At 51.1% G+C, this 14,856-nt stretch carries 14 protein-coding genes; 7 read left to right on the top strand and 7 right to left on the bottom strand.

Translation table 11 applies throughout. From position 1 onward, the window contains the following. Window positions 1-12: 12 nt before the first annotated feature. Both A9587_RS15210 and A9587_RS15205 read left to right on the top strand, forming a co-directional pair. Window positions 13-1,236, top strand: coding sequence for a cytosine permease (locus tag A9587_RS15210; RefSeq protein WP_001227359.1), 1,224 nt, complete (start codon window positions 13-15; stop codon window positions 1,234-1,236). Between the two features lie 77 nt (window positions 1,237-1,313). Continuing rightward, window positions 1,314-2,210, top strand: a complete 897-nt coding sequence (locus tag A9587_RS15205; RefSeq protein ID WP_000470721.1) for a LysR substrate-binding domain-containing protein — start codon at window positions 1,314-1,316, stop codon at window positions 2,208-2,210. 93 nt (window positions 2,211-2,303) lie between these two features. On the opposite strand, the gene metE is transcribed toward A9587_RS15205, so the two are convergent. Continuing rightward, entirely contained in the window at window positions 2,304-4,565 is a 2,262-nt protein-coding gene (metE, locus tag A9587_RS15200) for a 5-methyltetrahydropteroyltriglutamate--homocysteine S-methyltransferase (protein WP_105263721.1), read from the bottom strand. Between the two features lie 117 nt (window positions 4,566-4,682). Between metE and metR the strand changes: the two genes are divergently transcribed. After that, window positions 4,683-5,636: an HTH-type transcriptional regulator MetR gene (gene metR, locus A9587_RS15195; RefSeq protein ID WP_000573631.1), complete on the top strand. Its 954-nt coding sequence runs from the start codon at window positions 4,683-4,685 to the stop codon at window positions 5,634-5,636. On the opposite strand, the gene bioP is transcribed toward metR, so the two are convergent. The 3 genes from bioP to pldB form a co-directional block, all read right to left on the bottom strand. Beyond that, window positions 5,524-6,423 (bottom strand): biotin transporter, encoded by a 900-nt coding sequence (gene bioP, locus A9587_RS15190; RefSeq protein ID WP_001196250.1) that lies wholly within the window; start codon window positions 6,421-6,423, stop codon window positions 5,524-5,526. The two genes, metR and bioP, sit on opposite strands and share 113 nt — an antisense overlap. 75 nt (window positions 6,424-6,498) lie before the next feature. Further along, window positions 6,499-7,299 carry a sugar/pyridoxal phosphate phosphatase YigL gene (gene yigL / locus A9587_RS15185; protein WP_000285344.1) on the bottom strand — a complete coding sequence of 267 codons (801 nt, stop codon included), beginning with the start codon at window positions 7,297-7,299 and terminating at the stop codon, window positions 6,499-6,501. Window positions 7,300-7,314: 15 nt separating this feature from the next. Beyond that, window positions 7,315-8,331 (bottom strand): lysophospholipase L2, encoded by a 1,017-nt coding sequence (gene pldB / locus A9587_RS15180; protein ID WP_105263720.1) that lies wholly within the window; start codon window positions 8,329-8,331, stop codon window positions 7,315-7,317. Window positions 8,332-8,441: 110 nt separating this feature from the next. On the opposite strand from pldB, the gene rhtB reads away from it, so the two are divergent. Continuing rightward, window positions 8,442-9,062 carry a homoserine/homoserine lactone efflux protein gene (rhtB, locus tag A9587_RS15175; RefSeq protein ID WP_000142511.1) on the top strand — a complete coding sequence of 207 codons (621 nt, stop codon included), beginning with the start codon at window positions 8,442-8,444 and terminating at the stop codon, window positions 9,060-9,062. 59 nt (window positions 9,063-9,121) lie between these two features. Here the strand turns inward: rhtB and rhtC are convergent, their stop codons facing one another. The 3 genes from rhtC to pldA all read right to left on the bottom strand — a co-directional run bounded on the left by rhtC (window position 9,122) and on the right by pldA (window position 12,636). Continuing rightward, window positions 9,122-9,742, bottom strand: a complete 621-nt coding sequence (rhtC, locus tag A9587_RS15170) for a threonine export protein RhtC (RefSeq protein ID WP_000928833.1) — start codon at window positions 9,740-9,742, stop codon at window positions 9,122-9,124. A 63-nt stretch (window positions 9,743-9,805) separates the two neighbouring features. Beyond that, window positions 9,806-11,635 (bottom strand): ATP-dependent DNA helicase RecQ, encoded by a 1,830-nt coding sequence (recQ, locus tag A9587_RS15165; protein WP_024191924.1) that lies wholly within the window; start codon window positions 11,633-11,635, stop codon window positions 9,806-9,808. A 131-nt stretch (window positions 11,636-11,766) separates the two neighbouring features. Next, window positions 11,767-12,636, bottom strand: a complete 870-nt coding sequence (gene pldA / locus A9587_RS15160) for a phospholipase A (protein WP_001259597.1) — start codon at window positions 12,634-12,636, stop codon at window positions 11,767-11,769. A gap of 165 nt (window positions 12,637-12,801) precedes the next feature. Here pldA and yigI point away from each other — a divergent pair, with 165 nt between their 5' ends. The 3 genes from yigI (at window position 12,802) to A9587_RS15145 (ending at window position 14,852) form a co-directional block, all read left to right on the top strand. Then, window positions 12,802-13,269 carry an acyl-CoA thioesterase YigI gene (yigI, locus tag A9587_RS15155; protein WP_001277134.1) on the top strand — a complete coding sequence of 156 codons (468 nt, stop codon included), beginning with the start codon at window positions 12,802-12,804 and terminating at the stop codon, window positions 13,267-13,269. Between the two features lie 217 nt (window positions 13,270-13,486). Then, a complete protein-coding gene (gene rarD, locus A9587_RS15150; protein WP_000380004.1) occupies window positions 13,487-14,377 on the top strand; it encodes an EamA family transporter RarD in 891 nt (296 codons plus the stop codon). Window positions 14,378-14,471: 94 nt separating this feature from the next. After that, window positions 14,472-14,852 carry a hypothetical protein gene (locus A9587_RS15145; RefSeq protein ID WP_001517380.1) on the top strand — a complete coding sequence of 127 codons (381 nt, stop codon included), beginning with the start codon at window positions 14,472-14,474 and terminating at the stop codon, window positions 14,850-14,852. The last annotated feature ends 4 nt before the right edge of the window (window positions 14,853-14,856 follow it).

Here is a 14,856-nt window from a genome sequence, read left to right as displayed (position 1 = left end):
AGGGAACATACTATGCGTAAAAAAGAAGAGAATCTGAATACGGCATCAGGATTGCGTATTGCCATGATTTTGCTGGGTATTGCCGTCACACCTGTGCTGTTGTCATCCTCAAGCCTCGGCAATCAACTTTCCAGCGGCAGTTTAATTAGCGTCGTATTGTTAGGCGGCGTCATTCTGACCTTACTTTCTACCATCACCATTAGCGTTGGAGAAAAAGCCCGCCTGCCAACGTATGGCATTGTGAAATATTCGTTTGGCGAAAAAGGAGCCATTGCCATTAACATTTTGATGGCGATAAGTCTGTTCGGTTGGATTGCCGTTACCGCCAATATGTTTGGTCATTCGGTACATGACTTACTGGCCCAGCATGGGCTGGAAGTTCCACTGGCACTGTTAGTGGCGCTTGGTTGTGTCATTTTTGTCGCCTCTACGGCATTTGGTTTTGCCGTTCTGGGAAAAATTGCCCAGATTGCCGTGCCAGTTATCGCGCTGGTGCTGTGTTACATCCTCTATGTGGCAACCCATACCGAAGTAGCAGCACCAGCAGCGATAGTGGAGATGAATACGGGTGTCGCCGTTTCCACCGTTGTTGGTACGATTATTGTACTGGTTGCCACACTGCCTGATTTCGGTAGCTTTGTGCATAACCGCAAACATGCGCTGATTGCCGCAGGCGTGACGTTTCTGGTTGCCTACCCTCTGCTCTACTGGGCGGGTGCAACGCCGAGCGCCATTAGCGGTCAGGGATCTTTACTGGGTGCAATGGCGGTATTCGGTGCGGTTCTGCCCGCGGCGCTGTTATTGATTTTCGCCTGCGTCACCGGTAACGCGGGCAATATGTTCCAGGGCACGCTGGTGGTTTCCACGCTGCTTACCCGCTTTCCAAAATGGCAGATTACCGTGGCGCTGGGTATCCTTTCCGCCATCGTAGGCAGTCTGGATATTATGGCGTGGTTTATTCCGTTTCTACTGTTCCTCGGTATCGCCACGCCACCCGTTGCCGGAATTTATATCGCTGACTTTTTCCTTTATCGCCGTAATGGCTATCAAGAGTCAGTATTAGCCCAGGAGTCACAGATTAAAGTGCTGACATTCGCAGCCTGGATCATAGGCGCTGCGGTTGGCTTTATGACGGTAAAAGGCTTATTCACCCTGACGACGATCCCTTCGGTGGACTCTATTCTGGTGGCATGCATCGCGTATGCGATTCTCAGTCGGGTAAGTCAACACCGCTAATTCCTGGGTATACTCAAGCAATGATTACGGCTGAATCTGGAGTGATTCAGCCACTTTACCACTGACCAGGGAGCCTTATGTTCATCTCAGACGAAACGCTTCGTGTTATTCATCTGGTCGCCAGACACCAGAGCATTACCACCGCAGCCGAGCAGTTAAATAAAGTTCCTTCCGCCATCAGCTACACCATTAAGAAAGCGGAAGAGAGTCTGGGCGTTGAACTGTTCATTCGTAAGGGACGCTATATTGAATTATCTCCGGCCGGGAGTTACTTCATCGAACATAGCAAAACTATTCTGGGCGACCTGGAAGCATTAAAGCGCAACACAGTGCTGATTCACGATGGTATTGAACGTGAACTGACAATTGCGGTGAACAATATTATTCCTGGTGATTTGCTGGTGGCATTCATTCGAGATTTTGAACGGCAATTCACATCAACAACACTGACGGTAGATCTTGAGGTATACAACGGCTGCTGGGATGCGCTGTACAGTAAGCGTGCCGATCTGGTCTACGGTGCTCCTCATGCAGTGCCAAGCAGTGAAGGCATCATTAGCGAACCGGTCGGACAAATGGAATGGGATTTTGTCGTCAGCCCACTCCACCCACTGGCAGCGAAGCGGCATCCATTAGAAAACAGTGAATTGCGTCATTATCCGGCGGTTTGTATCCGCGACACCTCCGTTAATTTCCCCCCGATGCAAGCCTGGCTACTGGAAGGACAAAAACCCATTTTTGTTCCTGACTTCACTACGGCAATCGCCTTAATAGAACAAAACGTCGGTATTGGTTATATTCCACATCATCTGGCATTGCCGTTATTAAATAGCGGTAAATTACTGAAAAAGCCGATGCGCGAACATAAACACGCCACCAAGTTATTTCTTGCCGCTCGTTCCGATGGTATGGGCAAAGCCTGTCAGTGGTGCATTGAGTATTTAAGAAATCCGCAATTAATTTTCTGCTCCTGAAGATCCACTTAATACCAGGCACACATAGCAAAATGGCTTCCAGTGCTGGAAGCCATCATCGTACTGCAATTTACAGTGACTCGTTAATACTCATCACCCCCGACGCAAGTTCTGCGCCGCCTGCACCATGTTCGCCAGTGCCGCGCGGGTTTCTGGCCAACCACGCGTTTTCAGGCCGCAGTCCGGGTTGACCCACAGGCGCTCTGCCGGAATACGTTGTGCCGCTTTCTTCAGCAGGGATTCAATCCATTCCACGCTCGGTACGTTTGGCGAATGAATGTCATAGACGCCAGGACCGATTTCATTCGGATAATCAAACTCTTCAAACGACTCCAGCAACTCCATGTCGGAACGCGAGGTTTCAATGGTAATGACGTCTGCGTCCAGCGCCGCAATCGAATCCATGATGTCGTTGAACTCGCAATAACACATGTGGGTGTGAATTTGCGTTTCATCCTTCGCCACGGCGGCGTTGATACGGAAGGCCTCTACGCCCCACTGGAGATAGGCATCCCAGTCGCTGCGACGCAGCGGTAAACCTTCGCGCAGTGCCGGTTCGTCAATCTGGATGATGCCAATTCCAGCGGCTTCCAGATCCGCCACTTCATCACGCAGCGCCAAAGCGATCTGTTTAGCGATGGTTTCACGGCTGACATCTTCACGCGGGAACGACCAGCAGAGAATCGTCACCGGCCCCGTCAGCATCCCTTTCACCGGTTTGTCAGTCAGCGATTGCGCATACTTTGCCCACTCAACGGTAATCGGCGCCGGACGGCTAACGTCACCAATGACAATCGGCGGCTTAACGCAGCGGGAACCGTAGCTCTGTACCCAACCGTTTTGTGTGAAGACAAAACCGTCGAGATGCTCGCCAAAGTATTCCACCATGTCGTTACGTTCAGCTTCGCCGTGCACCAGCACATCCAATCCCAAACGTTCCTGCTCAACAATGGCCTGCTTGATATGTTCCGCAATACCCGTGCGGTAGTTGTTGGCGTCAAGATTGCCCTTTTTGAAATCCAGACGCAGGGTACGAATTTCCGTGGTTTGCGGGAAGGAACCAATCGTGGTGGTCGGCCATGCGGGCAGTTTAAAACGCGCACGCTGGGCTTCAGCACGCACTTCATAGACATTCGCACGCTGACTGTCCTGGGCGGTAATGGCTGCCAGACGTTTTTCTACCGCCGGATTATGTACGCGGGTTGAGTGACGGCGCGCCTGAATCGGTGCGCTCCACTCTGTCAGAGCTGCCGTGTCACCACTGTTCAACGCATCGCGTAGCAGTGCCAGTTCATGACATTTTTGCAGGGCGAAGGCAAACCAGCTTTTCACTTCTGCATCAAGGCGCGTTTCCACGCTCAGGTCGATAGGGCTATGAAGCAGTGAGCAGGAAGATGCCACCCATAAATCACGTTTACCGACAATGTCCTTAATTTGCGCATATTTCTCGGTGAGATCGGCGCGCCAGACGTTACGACCATTGACCAGTCCGGCAGACAGCAGCCAGTCAGAAGGCAGGCGCTTGTGTAGTTCTGCTACATCATCTTTGCCATGTACGAGGTCGACATGCAGACCCTGAACAGGCAGCGCAGTAATCGTGTCGAGGTTCGGTGTTACACCTTCAAAATAGGTGGTCAACAGCAGTTTCACCTGCCCCTGCAGTGCATCGTAAGCAGGTTTATACGCGTCCAGCCACGCCTGCGGCAGTTCCAGTACCAGCGCCGGTTCGTCGATCTGTACCCACTCAATGCCACGTTTTGCCAGTTCCGCCAGAACTTGCTGATAAACCGGCAGAATGTCATTCAGCAGACTCAGGCGATCAAACTGTTCACCTTTCACTTTGCCCAGCCACAGGTAGGTGACCGGCCCCAGTAGCACAGGCTTCACCTTGTGGCCCCGCGCCTGCGCCTCATCCACTTCATCCAGCAACTGCGTCCAGGTCAGTTTGAATTGCTGCCCTTTAACGAACTCCGGCACCATGTAGTGATAGTTGGTGTTAAACCATTTGGTCATTTCCGCCGCCGCCGCAGGTTCGCCAGTTGGCGCACGTCCACGACCAATACGGAAAAGGGTGTCGATATCTACAGAACCATCTTTGTTCTGATGACGCGCCGGAACGTTACCCAGCAACAGGCTGGTGGTCAGAACATGATCGTACCAGGCAAAGTCGCCCACCGGCAGCAAGTCGATACCGGCCTGCTTTTGTTGATCCCAGTGACGGGCACGCAATTCACGCCCCACCGCCAGTAATTCTTCACGCGTGGAGTTCCCCGCCCAATAACTTTCTTGTGCTTTTTTCAGCTCGCGACGCAGGCCAACGCGAGGAAAACCGAGGGTGTGATTAAGAATTGTCATTATATGCCCCTTATGGAATTTTTAGTATTTAGACGTCCAGATGTTTACACATCCATAATTGGCGGTTACTGTATATTCCTCAAGCGCAAATTATTCATGCCGAAGTGAAGGACTTTCATGATCGAAGTAAAACACCTGAAAACGCTACAAGCGTTGCGGAACTGCGGCTCGCTCGCAGCCGCTGCGGCGACGTTGCATCAGACGCAATCCGCCCTGTCTCACCAGTTTAGCGATCTGGAACAACGTCTTGGCTTCCGGCTATTTGTGCGTAAAAGCCAGCCGCTACGCTTTACGCCGCAGGGAGAAATCCTGTTACAACTGGCAAACCAGGTACTGCCGCAAATCAGTCAGGCACTGCAAGCCTGCAATGAACCGCAGCAGACTCGCCTGCGTATCGCCATCGAATGTCATAGCTGTATTCAGTGGCTGACGCCCGCGTTAGAAAACTTTCATAAGAACTGGCCGCAGGTCGAGACGGATTTTAAATCGGGCGTAACCTTTGACCCGCAGCCCGCGTTGCAACAGGGCGAGCTGGATCTGGTGATGACATCCGATATTCTGCCGCGCAGTGGCCTGCATTACTCGCCAATGTTCGATTATGAAGTGCGTCTGGTGTTAGCACCTGACCATCCACTGGCTGCGAAAACGCGGATCACGCCGGAAGATCTCGCCAGCGAGACGCTGTTAATTTATCCGGTGCAGCGTAGCCGACTGGATGTCTGGCGGCATTTTCTTCAGCCCGCAGGCGTCAGTCCGTCACTGAAAAGCGTCGATAACACCTTATTGTTGATTCAGATGGTTGCCGCGCGGATGGGTATTGCCGCCCTGCCGCATTGGGTGGTGGAGAGCTTTGAACGCCAGGGTTTGGTAGTGACTAAAACCCTTGGCGAAGGATTGTGGAGCCGACTGTACGCCGCCGTTCGCGATGGCGAGCAGCGTCAGCCGGTTACGGAAGCGTTTATTCGCTCAACGCGCAATCACGCCTGCGATCATCTGCCGTTTGTGAAGAGCGCGGAGCGACCCACTTACGATGCACCCACAGTGAGGCCAGGATCACCAGCGCGCCTGTAATAAACGTTGGCCAGTGCGGCTGTTGGTGCCAGATTGCCAGGTTAACCAGCAGCCCTGCCGGAACATGCATATTATTCATAATACCCAGCGTTCCGGCGTCCACCTGAGTCGCGCCGTAGTTCCACATAAAGTAACCAATCCCGGAGGCCACCACGCCAAGAAACACCAGAATGCTCCATTGCAGCGTGGTTTCCGGCATTTTCTGCGTATTGCCCAGCAAGAACCATGCAATCACCGCCACCAGGAACGCGCCGAGATAGAACCACGCAAAGGCGTTATGCTGCGGCATCGGGCGGGTTTCCATCAGGCGTTTATAGCCCACCATACCAATCGCGAAAGTGATATTGGAGAGTTGCACCAGCAGCAGGCCAGTCCAGAAATGGTCAGTGACCTGATCGTAACGAATAATCCCGGCACCAATCACCGCCAACAAGGCGCTAAAAGCGTAGCCCCAGCGCAGACGGCGCTTACTCATGATGTCATAAATCAGCGTGATGTAGAGCGGCGTCAGGACGGTAAATAACAGCAGTTCAGAGACAGTCAGGTAAAGATAGGCACGGAAACTAAGCATATACATAATGCCAAGCTGCATCGCGCCCACCAGCATATACAGGCCAATGGTTTTCAGGCTATTGCCTCGGGTACGCAGGAACGGCAGGAAAACGAGCGCCGCCAGGCCAACGCGTACCAGCACCGAAAAATAGCTGTCGACGTGCCCCGCAAGGTACTCGCCGTAAAAGCTAAAGGAGAAGGCCCACAGAATAGTGGTGATGATTAGTAGCGCCACAATGGAAAACTCTTTAATTAACGAGTATCCATTGTAGCGAAGTATCAGGTTGACAACTGAACAAATAAAGAACAATTACGATAAATAGAGCTTACGCAGATAATGCGGCACCGCGTCTTCGGCATTAGTCCCAATGACTTCCAGTTCCGGATGCAGATCTTTCAGACGCTGGTGCGCGCTGCCCATAATGCAACCTTTCCCCGCCATCGACAGCATTTCGGCGTCGTTCATCCCGTCGCCAAAGGCAATGCAATCCTTCAGACTGTAACCCAGTTTCTTCGCCACCGCTTCCAGCGCATGGCCTTTAGAAACACCGCCAGCCATCACTTCCAGACAGGTGAGCGTGGAGAAGCTGACGTTGACGCGATCGCCCCAGCGAGCATTGATTGCTTGCTCAAGTGGTAACAATTTTTCATGAGAATCGCAGGTGAAGAATACTTTGCTGACGCCTTCCGGCTCCAGCAATCCCGGCTCATACAGAGCATATTTGAATACCGCTTCTTTAAAAAAGCGCATCTCTTCCGGGCGGTGGCGGTTCATAAACCATTCATCATCACGATAAACGTTAGTAATGATGTCCGGGTTGTCGTTGACCACGCCAAACAGATCGCTGGCAATGTCATGATCCAGGTTATGAGCAAAAATCAGATTGCCATCGAGGTCGTGAACGCGCGCGCCATTGGAGGTGATCATGTACGACTTAATCTCCAGATTATCGCGAATTTGCCCCACATCGACGTGGTGGCGACCGGTCGCAAACACAAAGTTGATACCGCGCGCAGTGAGCAATTTCAGCGTTTCTTTGGCGTAAGGGGACAACGTATGGTCGGGGGAAAGTAACGTACCATCTAAATCAGACGCAACAACCTGATACATAAGAAATTTAAACCTCTATAACGAGCGACTTCCGCTGGATGTGTTATGCCGGTCGAAAAATTCGACGATGGCGTGGAGCGCGACTGAGCGCATTGCGTCCTTTTCAAAAAGGATCTCGTGGTACGCACCTTTAATTACCAGCGGTCGCCCCCCTTCTACAGGATGACCCGCTGCGGTGCGGAGTTCACAAAAACGGTCGTGCATACGGTTATCTACCACACGTTCTTCTTCGGCCTGCAAGAGAAGCGTTGGTGTGGCGTCATTACCCGCACCGGCTAACACCTGTTCGCCAGCCAGAATACTTTCGCGTACCCAATGGTAGGTCGGCCCACCGACGCGAATCGTTGGATCATCAGCATAGAAGCGTAAATTACGTCGATATCGCTGTCTGCTGTGGGTCAGTACATTGATGGCAAACGGCAGCGCGCGCCAGCGACCGGTGCCTATTGCATAGCCATCACGAAAACGTGGGTGCGCTTCAGCCCAGTTAAGGATTTTCCGCGCCATAAATGACGGCATACGAATCACAATACCGAACATTGGTGCAGTTAGCGCAATGGCGTCACATACACCTGGATGGCGTTGCAGAAATAATGTGGAGATCGCGCCGCCCATCGAATGTGCCAGTATATAGCGTTTACGCCACGGGCCTGGCTGGATCTCTTGTTGCCAGAATGCCGCCAGGTCATCGACATAATCATTAAACTGGTTCACGTGTCCGAGATGCGGATCGGCTAACAGACGACCGGAGCGTCCCTGCCCTCGATGGTCGATGATTAACACATCAAACCCCAGATGGAACAGGTCATAGGCTAGTTCGGCATACTTTACATAGCTCTCAATGCGCCCCGGACAAACGACGACTACCCGGTCATGTTGCGGAGCGCAAAAACGGACATAGCGCACCGGAATATCATCCACGCCAATAAACTCTGCCTCGTCCCGCTGACGCCAGAAGTCAGTCAGTGGCCCCATCGTAAAAGCAGCAAACGCTTTTTCTCTTGTTTCCCAGTCTTTTTGCTGCTGAAACATCGGGTAATCTGCCTCTTAAACCACGTAAAATCGTTTTTTTAAGCGTGTCTGACACAACGCCGCGACAGTAGCGTATTGTGGCACAAAAATAGACTATCCGGGAGATTCCCATGACCTTTGAATGGTGGTTCGCCTACTTGCTGACATCGATCATTTTAAGCCTCTCGCCAGGCTCTGGCGCAATCAACACCATGACGACCTCACTTAACCACGGTTATCGCGGTGCGTTAGCGTCTATCGCTGGACTGCAAACCGGACTGGCGATTCATATTGTATTGGTTGGTGTGGGTTTGGGTACGCTATTTTCACGCTCGGTTATTGCTTTTGAAATATTAAAATGGGCAGGTGCCGCCTACCTGATTTGGCTGGGAATTCAGCAATGGCGCGCCGCCGGAGCTATCGACCTCAAGTCGCTGTCCCCAACCCAATCTCGCCGTCATTTGTTTCAGCGAGCCGTGTTTGTGAATCTTACTAATCCCAAAAGTATTGTGTTTCTGGCGGCGCTATTTCCACAATTCATCATGCCCCAGCAGCCACAACTGATGCAGTATATCGTGCTCGGCGTCACCACCATTGTGGTCGATATTATTGTGATGATCGGTTACGCCACCCTCGCCCAACGGATTGCACTCTGGATTAAAGGGCCAAAACAAATGAAGGCGTTGAATAAGATTTTCGGCTCGTTGTTTATGCTGGTGGGAGCACTGTTGGCATCGGCCAGACATGCCTGAAAATCATGTCGGATACGGCGAAACGCCTTATCCGACTTACTCTGATGACGCGTCAGGTATCAACGCGAAATAATCAAATGTATGCCAAATCCGGCAAATAACGCTCCGGCAAAACCATCGATCCACTTCGACAGGCGCTGATAACCACGGCGCATCTTCGGCAAAGCAAACAGGCTGGCAACGACGGTAAACCACGCCAGCGTTTCGATAATGATCAGCGCGAAAATGCCCCAACGAGCGGTGGTGCCGACGTTATCACCGACAAACAGCGAGAACACCGAACCAAAGTAGATAATCGCTTTAGGATTGGCGAGATTCGTCAGCAAACCTTTCAGGAAACTGCGTCCACTTTTCGCCAGTTCCACCTGTGGTGCAGGCGCGGAAACCGTCTCTTTTTTCAGTGCGCCGCGCAGCATCTGGTAACCCATCCAGCAGAGATACAGCCCACCGCCAACCATAATCAGCGTATGCAGCCAGGCCATTTTTTCGATAATCAGATGCAAGCCAAGCAGCGCGATCCCTGCCCAAACCATTACACCACAGGTAATACCCAACACGCCCATCATCGCTTCTTTACGGGAACGACTAACGGCAGTCTGAGAGACAAAAAAGAAATCGGGACCGGGACTCATAAGCGCCACAATATGCACCATGGCAACGGTGAGGAATAACATCAACATACATTTGACTCGTGGGGAAAACGTTTACGGAATATTCATCCTGGCACTTTTTTATGCCGATGACTACTCTTCGTCGTCGCCGTCGACATGCGCGCGGATCAGCGTCATAAACGGTTTGCCAAAGCGTTCCAGCTTACGCATCCCGACACCGTTAACGCTCAACATTTCGCTGGCGGTGATCGGCATCTGCTCTGCCATCTCAATCAGCGTTGCATCGTTAAACACGACATATGGCGGAACATTGCTTTCATCAGCAATAGACTTCCGCAGTTTGCGTAATTTAGCGAACAGCTTGCGGTCATAATTGCCGCCGAATGATTTCTGCATCACCTTCGGTTTAAGCGCCACAATACGCGGCACGGCGAGTTGCAGAGGGGATTCGCCACGCAGCACCGGGCGCGCGGCTTCTGTCAGTTGTAGGGCAGAATGCTGGGCGATGTTTTGTGTCACCAGACCGAGGTGAATCAGTTGGCGAATTACGCTCACCCAGTGCTCATGGCTTTTCTCACGCCCCATGCCATAGACTTTCAGTTTGTCGTGACCGTAGTCGCGGATACGCTGGTTATTGGCACCGCGAATCACTTCCACCACATAGCCCATACCAAAACGCTGATTCACCCGGCCAATGGTGGAAAGCGCAATCTGCGCATCGGTTGAACCGTCGTATTGTTTCGGCGGATCGAGGCAGATATCGCAGTTACCGCACGGCTCCTGACGACCTTCGCCAAAATAGTTCAGCAACACCAGACGGCGACAGGTTTGCGCTTCGGCAAATGCGCCCATCGCATTGAGTTTATGGCGCTCGATATCCTGCAACTGCCCTTGTGGCTTTTCTTCCAGACAACGACGCAGCCACGCCATATCGGCCGGATCGTAAAACAGCATCGCTTCCGCTGGCAGGCCATCACGCCCGGCGCGACCGGTTTCCTGATAATAGGATTCAATGTTGCGCGGAATATCAAAATGCACCACGAAGCGAACGTTAGGCTTGTTGATGCCCATGCCAAACGCCACGGTCGCCACGACAATTTGCAGATCATCGCGCTGGAATTTCTCCTGCACATCGGCGCGGACATCGTTTTCCAGTCCGGCGTGATACGCTGCTGCGCTAATCCCCTTGCTTTGCAGACGCGCGGCGGTGTCTTCCACTTTCGCCCGACTGTTGCAGTAAATAATGCCGGACTTACCCCGCTGTTCCTGCACGTAACGCATCAGTTGATCGAGTGGTTTGAACTTCTCCATCAACATGTAGCGAATATTCGGGCGGTCAAAACTGCTGATTTGAATCAGCGGATCGTTCAACCCGAGCAGGCGCACAATATCTTGTCGCGTGGTGTCGTCGGCGGTGGCTGTCAGCGCCATAAATGGCAGCATCGGGAAACGCTGGCGCAGTTGACCAAGCGCGGCATATTCCGGGCGGAAATCGTGTCCCCATTGGGAAATACAGTGCGCTTCATCAACGGCTAATAAGACAGGATTCCAGTGCGCCAGATGCTCAAGGAAGTTATCCAGCATCAGGCGTTCTGGTGCGATATACAGCAGGCGAATTTGCCCGGTACGGCAGCCAGTCATCACTTCAAGCTGCTGCTCGCGGGTTTGCGTTGAGTTAAGGCACGCCGCCGCCACACCGTTGGCTTGCAGTTGATCCACCTGGTCTTTCATCAACGAAATCAGTGGTGAAACAACAACGGTCAGGCCGTTCAATAACAACGCAGGAATTTGATAACACAGAGATTTGCCGCCGCCGGTTGGCATAACGACGAGGCAATCGCGACCGGAAAGTACGGTGTCGATAATTTCTTCCTGGCCTGGGCGAAACTGTTGGTAGCCAAAGGTTTCTTGTAAAACCTGTTTAGCTCCGGACTCCAGATTCAACACTTCCGCCTGCGCCACATTCACCCCGATTGCCTGAAATAAAAACAGGCGCTATTTTCAGCGCCTGAGCGAGAAACTGCAATGCTTTTAGCGCCAGGATGGATAACGTTGGAAGTAAGATTCCAGTTTTGCCTGCCGCTCAACTCGCATTAGAACAGGTCGTTTAGCATAACCCCCACACCGACGCGGGTCTGGTTAAAGTTATAGTCGATAAGTGATTCGCCGTAACCGCTGTAGACCTGAGTATAAAGACGCACATGTTTGGTGATTGGGTAACTTAAGCCTAACTCTGCGCCGCCGTAACCGGTGTTCCAGTTATACTGCCCTTTCGCGCTCAATACCGCATCACCGAGGTGATAGCCGATTTTAAGCTGGTAGTAACCCATATATTTGGTGATATCCGGGTTATCGTCCGTATTACCCACCACATACCACGGCTTCACTTCTACCAGCCAGTTACCGTTTTCTGCCATCAGGCGGGTATAAAGGCGGTTCCAGCTACGGGACGTCGGGTCAGAACGCCCGTTCGAGTCATGGTTGTAGCCCATCTCCACATCGCGCAGTGTCCAGCCTGCAAAACGGTAATCGGTAGCAAAACCGAGGAACAATTGCGGTTCATAGTTGGTTTCACGAAACGGCGATGACTCTTCGCTATTAGAAAGCTGCCACCAGGATTTCTGGGTGTAGGAAGCGCCCAGTACAGAGTTTGGCCCCAAAATCCCCCGCCACAGCGGAAACGCCAGACTCAACTGGAATTTCACTTCATCCTTACGCGCGTTTTCTGCCCAGTCGTAACTGGCAATCGCTTCTTTATTCAGATCGCTGGTCTGGGTATAGATGATGTAGTTGGTGTCATAAGGATAAAGGGTGAAAGGATTATCATGCTCCTGCAACATATTGGCGATAATGCTGCCACGTACTGCAGGCGCATCATGCACATCTTTCACCGTTGCCTCTTGCGCATTTGCCACTATCGGCAGCATACACACCGGCAACAAGCAGCCCAGTAGAGTCCGCATCGATCGTGTTCTCCGTAACGAATTATTGATTAGATGAATATTTTTTCTGCGGGCTATTTTACATACTTAACTCAATTGCCGTTAGTTATCCCTTCCTAAAGTAGAAACCAACAACAAAGAAGCATAAAATCAACATTTCATTAACCACTGAAGTGTAAGGATGATATGTCTGCCGTACTGACTGCCGAAAAAGCCCTGAAATTAGTGGGTGAGATGTTTGTTTATCACATGCCGTTTAATCGGGCATTGGGGATGGAACTGGAGCGTTACGAGAAAGAATTTGCGCAACTGGCCTTTAACAATCAGCCAATGATGGTTGGTAACTGGGCACAAAGCATTTTGCACGGCGGGGTGATTGCGTCGGCGCTGGATGTCGCCGCTGGCCTGGTATGTGTAGGTAGTACCTTAACCCGCCACGAAACCATCAGTGAAGATGAACTGCGCCAGCGGTTATCGCGGATGGGAACCATTGATCTTCGCGTCGATTATCTGCGCCCAGGCAGAGGCGAGCGTTTTACAGCCACCAGCAGCCTGTTACGTGCGGGTAATAAAGTCGCCGTCGCCCGCGTTGAACTGCACAATGAAGAACAACTTTATATTGCCAGTGCTACCGCCACCTATATGGTGGGTTGAAAATCTAAAAGCAGGTAAACTGCTGAGACTGATAACAAACGCAAATTGCCTGATGCGCTACGCTTATCAGGCCTACCAGAGAAATGCAATATATTGAATTTGCATGATTTTGTAGGCCAGATAAGGCGTTAACACCGCATCCAGCATGGGCAAAGCGCACTTTGTCAGCAATCTGAGCAGGTAAGCTGCCGTTAACAATTAAAAATGAGTTTTTCCAATGGATACCAAACAAACGCGGCAGGGCGTATTACTCGCTCTTGCCGCTTATTTTATTTGGGGTATTGCTCCTGCGTACTTCAAGCTGATTTATTACGTACCTGCTGATGAGATCCTGACGCATCGTGTAATCTGGTCGTTTTTCTTTATGGTGGTGCTGATGAGCATCAGCCGCCAGTGGTCCTATTTAAAAACCCTGATTCAGACACCACAGAAAATCTTTATGCTGGCAGTCTCTGCTGTGCTGATTGGTGGCAACTGGCTACTGTTTATCTGGGCAGTGAACAATCACCATATGCTGGAGGCGAGTCTCGGTTACTTTATTAACCCGTTGGTGAACATTGTGCTGGGAATGATTTTCCTCGGTGAGCGGTTCCGCCGGATGCAGTGGCTGGCGGTAATTCTGGCGGTGTGTGGTGTGCTGGTCCAGCTCTGGACTTTTGGTTCGCTGCCAATCATCGCGCTGGGTCTGGCATTTAGCTTTGCCTTCTATGGTCTGGTGCGTAAGAAGATAGCGGTAGAAGCACAAACTGGCATGTTAATCGAAACCATGTGGCTGCTGCCCGTGGCGGCGATTTATCTGTTTGCTATTGCTGACAGTTCTACCAGCCATATGGGGCAAAACCCAATGTCGCTGAATTTACTGCTGATCGCTGCTGGAGTTGTCACCACCGTTCCGCTGTTGTGCTTTACCGCCGCCGCCACGCGCCTGCGTCTCTCCACTCTGGGCTTTTTCCAGTATATTGGCCCGACGCTAATGTTCCTGCTGGCAGTAACGTTTTATGGTGAAAAACCGGGTGCCGATAAAATGGTGACATTTGCCTTTATTTGGGTGGCGCTGGCGATTTTTGTGATGGATGCGATTTATACGCAGCGTAGAACGACCAAATAAAAAATAAATATATTCTGAAAAAATATGCCTGCTCTTGCACGAGAGTGGGCATATTGTCATGCTGGCAGGAGATTAAGACAAGGATGTAAAATTAATGTTACGTGTATTTATTCCAACATCTGATGGTAGGATTTCAAGACGCCATTATATATTGTCATTTACTTTGACAAACCTAATTTGCACCTTCCTTATTGTCTTCTTTGCAAATGTGGAAGCAAATTTTCTTGTTATAGCCTCTACTCTCTTACTCCATTATCTCGTCATCAACATGAGTTGCCAACGACTCCGTGATAGTGGGTTCACGTATATAAAAACTTATATTTTTGGTACATTAGCAGTCTATATCGTCTCTTTCATCACAATGATTGCCGAACATTTTGACTGTTCAGGCACTGGTTCGATGATTTTCTTAATTTGCTACTTTTCCACTTTCAGTATGCTAATGCTTGCACCTACTGATTCATCAAAACAATAGTTAA

This window comes from Escherichia sp. MOD1-EC6162 (genome assembly GCF_002965125.1).
GTDB classification, from domain to species: Bacteria; Pseudomonadota; Gammaproteobacteria; order Enterobacterales; family Enterobacteriaceae; genus Escherichia; species Escherichia marmotae.
The sequence above is the reverse complement of the archived record's forward strand: the minus strand, read 5'-3'. Positions and strand labels throughout refer to the sequence as shown.

What these genes read in the sequence shown, in the direction of transcription:
- A9587_RS15205 (WP_000470721.1), top strand. Translation starts at nt 1,314, where the DNA reads ATGTTCATCTCAGACGAAACGCTTCGTGTTATTCATCTGGTCGCCAGA.
- pldB (WP_105263720.1), bottom strand. Translation starts at nt 8,331, where the DNA reads ATGTTTCAGCAGCAAAAAGACTGGGAAACAAGAGAAAAAGCGTTTGCT.
- A9587_RS15210 (WP_001227359.1), top strand. Translation starts at nt 13, where the DNA reads ATGCGTAAAAAAGAAGAGAATCTGAATACGGCATCAGGATTGCGTATT.
- rarD (WP_000380004.1), top strand. Translation starts at nt 13,487, where the DNA reads ATGGATACCAAACAAACGCGGCAGGGCGTATTACTCGCTCTTGCCGCT.
- metR (WP_000573631.1), top strand. Translation starts at nt 4,683, where the DNA reads ATGATCGAAGTAAAACACCTGAAAACGCTACAAGCGTTGCGGAACTGC.
- A9587_RS15145 (WP_001517380.1), top strand. Translation starts at nt 14,472, where the DNA reads ATGTTACGTGTATTTATTCCAACATCTGATGGTAGGATTTCAAGACGC.
- pldA (WP_001259597.1), bottom strand. Translation starts at nt 12,636, where the DNA reads ATGCGGACTCTACTGGGCTGCTTGTTGCCGGTGTGTATGCTGCCGATA.
- metE (WP_105263721.1), bottom strand. Translation starts at nt 4,565, where the DNA reads ATGACAATTCTTAATCACACCCTCGGTTTTCCTCGCGTTGGCCTGCGT.
- yigI (WP_001277134.1), top strand. Translation starts at nt 12,802, where the DNA reads ATGTCTGCCGTACTGACTGCCGAAAAAGCCCTGAAATTAGTGGGTGAG.
- rhtB (WP_000142511.1), top strand. Translation starts at nt 8,442, where the DNA reads ATGACCTTTGAATGGTGGTTCGCCTACTTGCTGACATCGATCATTTTA.
- yigL (WP_000285344.1), bottom strand. Translation starts at nt 7,299, where the DNA reads ATGTATCAGGTTGTTGCGTCTGATTTAGATGGTACGTTACTTTCCCCC.
- rhtC (WP_000928833.1), bottom strand. Translation starts at nt 9,742, where the DNA reads ATGTTGATGTTATTCCTCACCGTTGCCATGGTGCATATTGTGGCGCTT.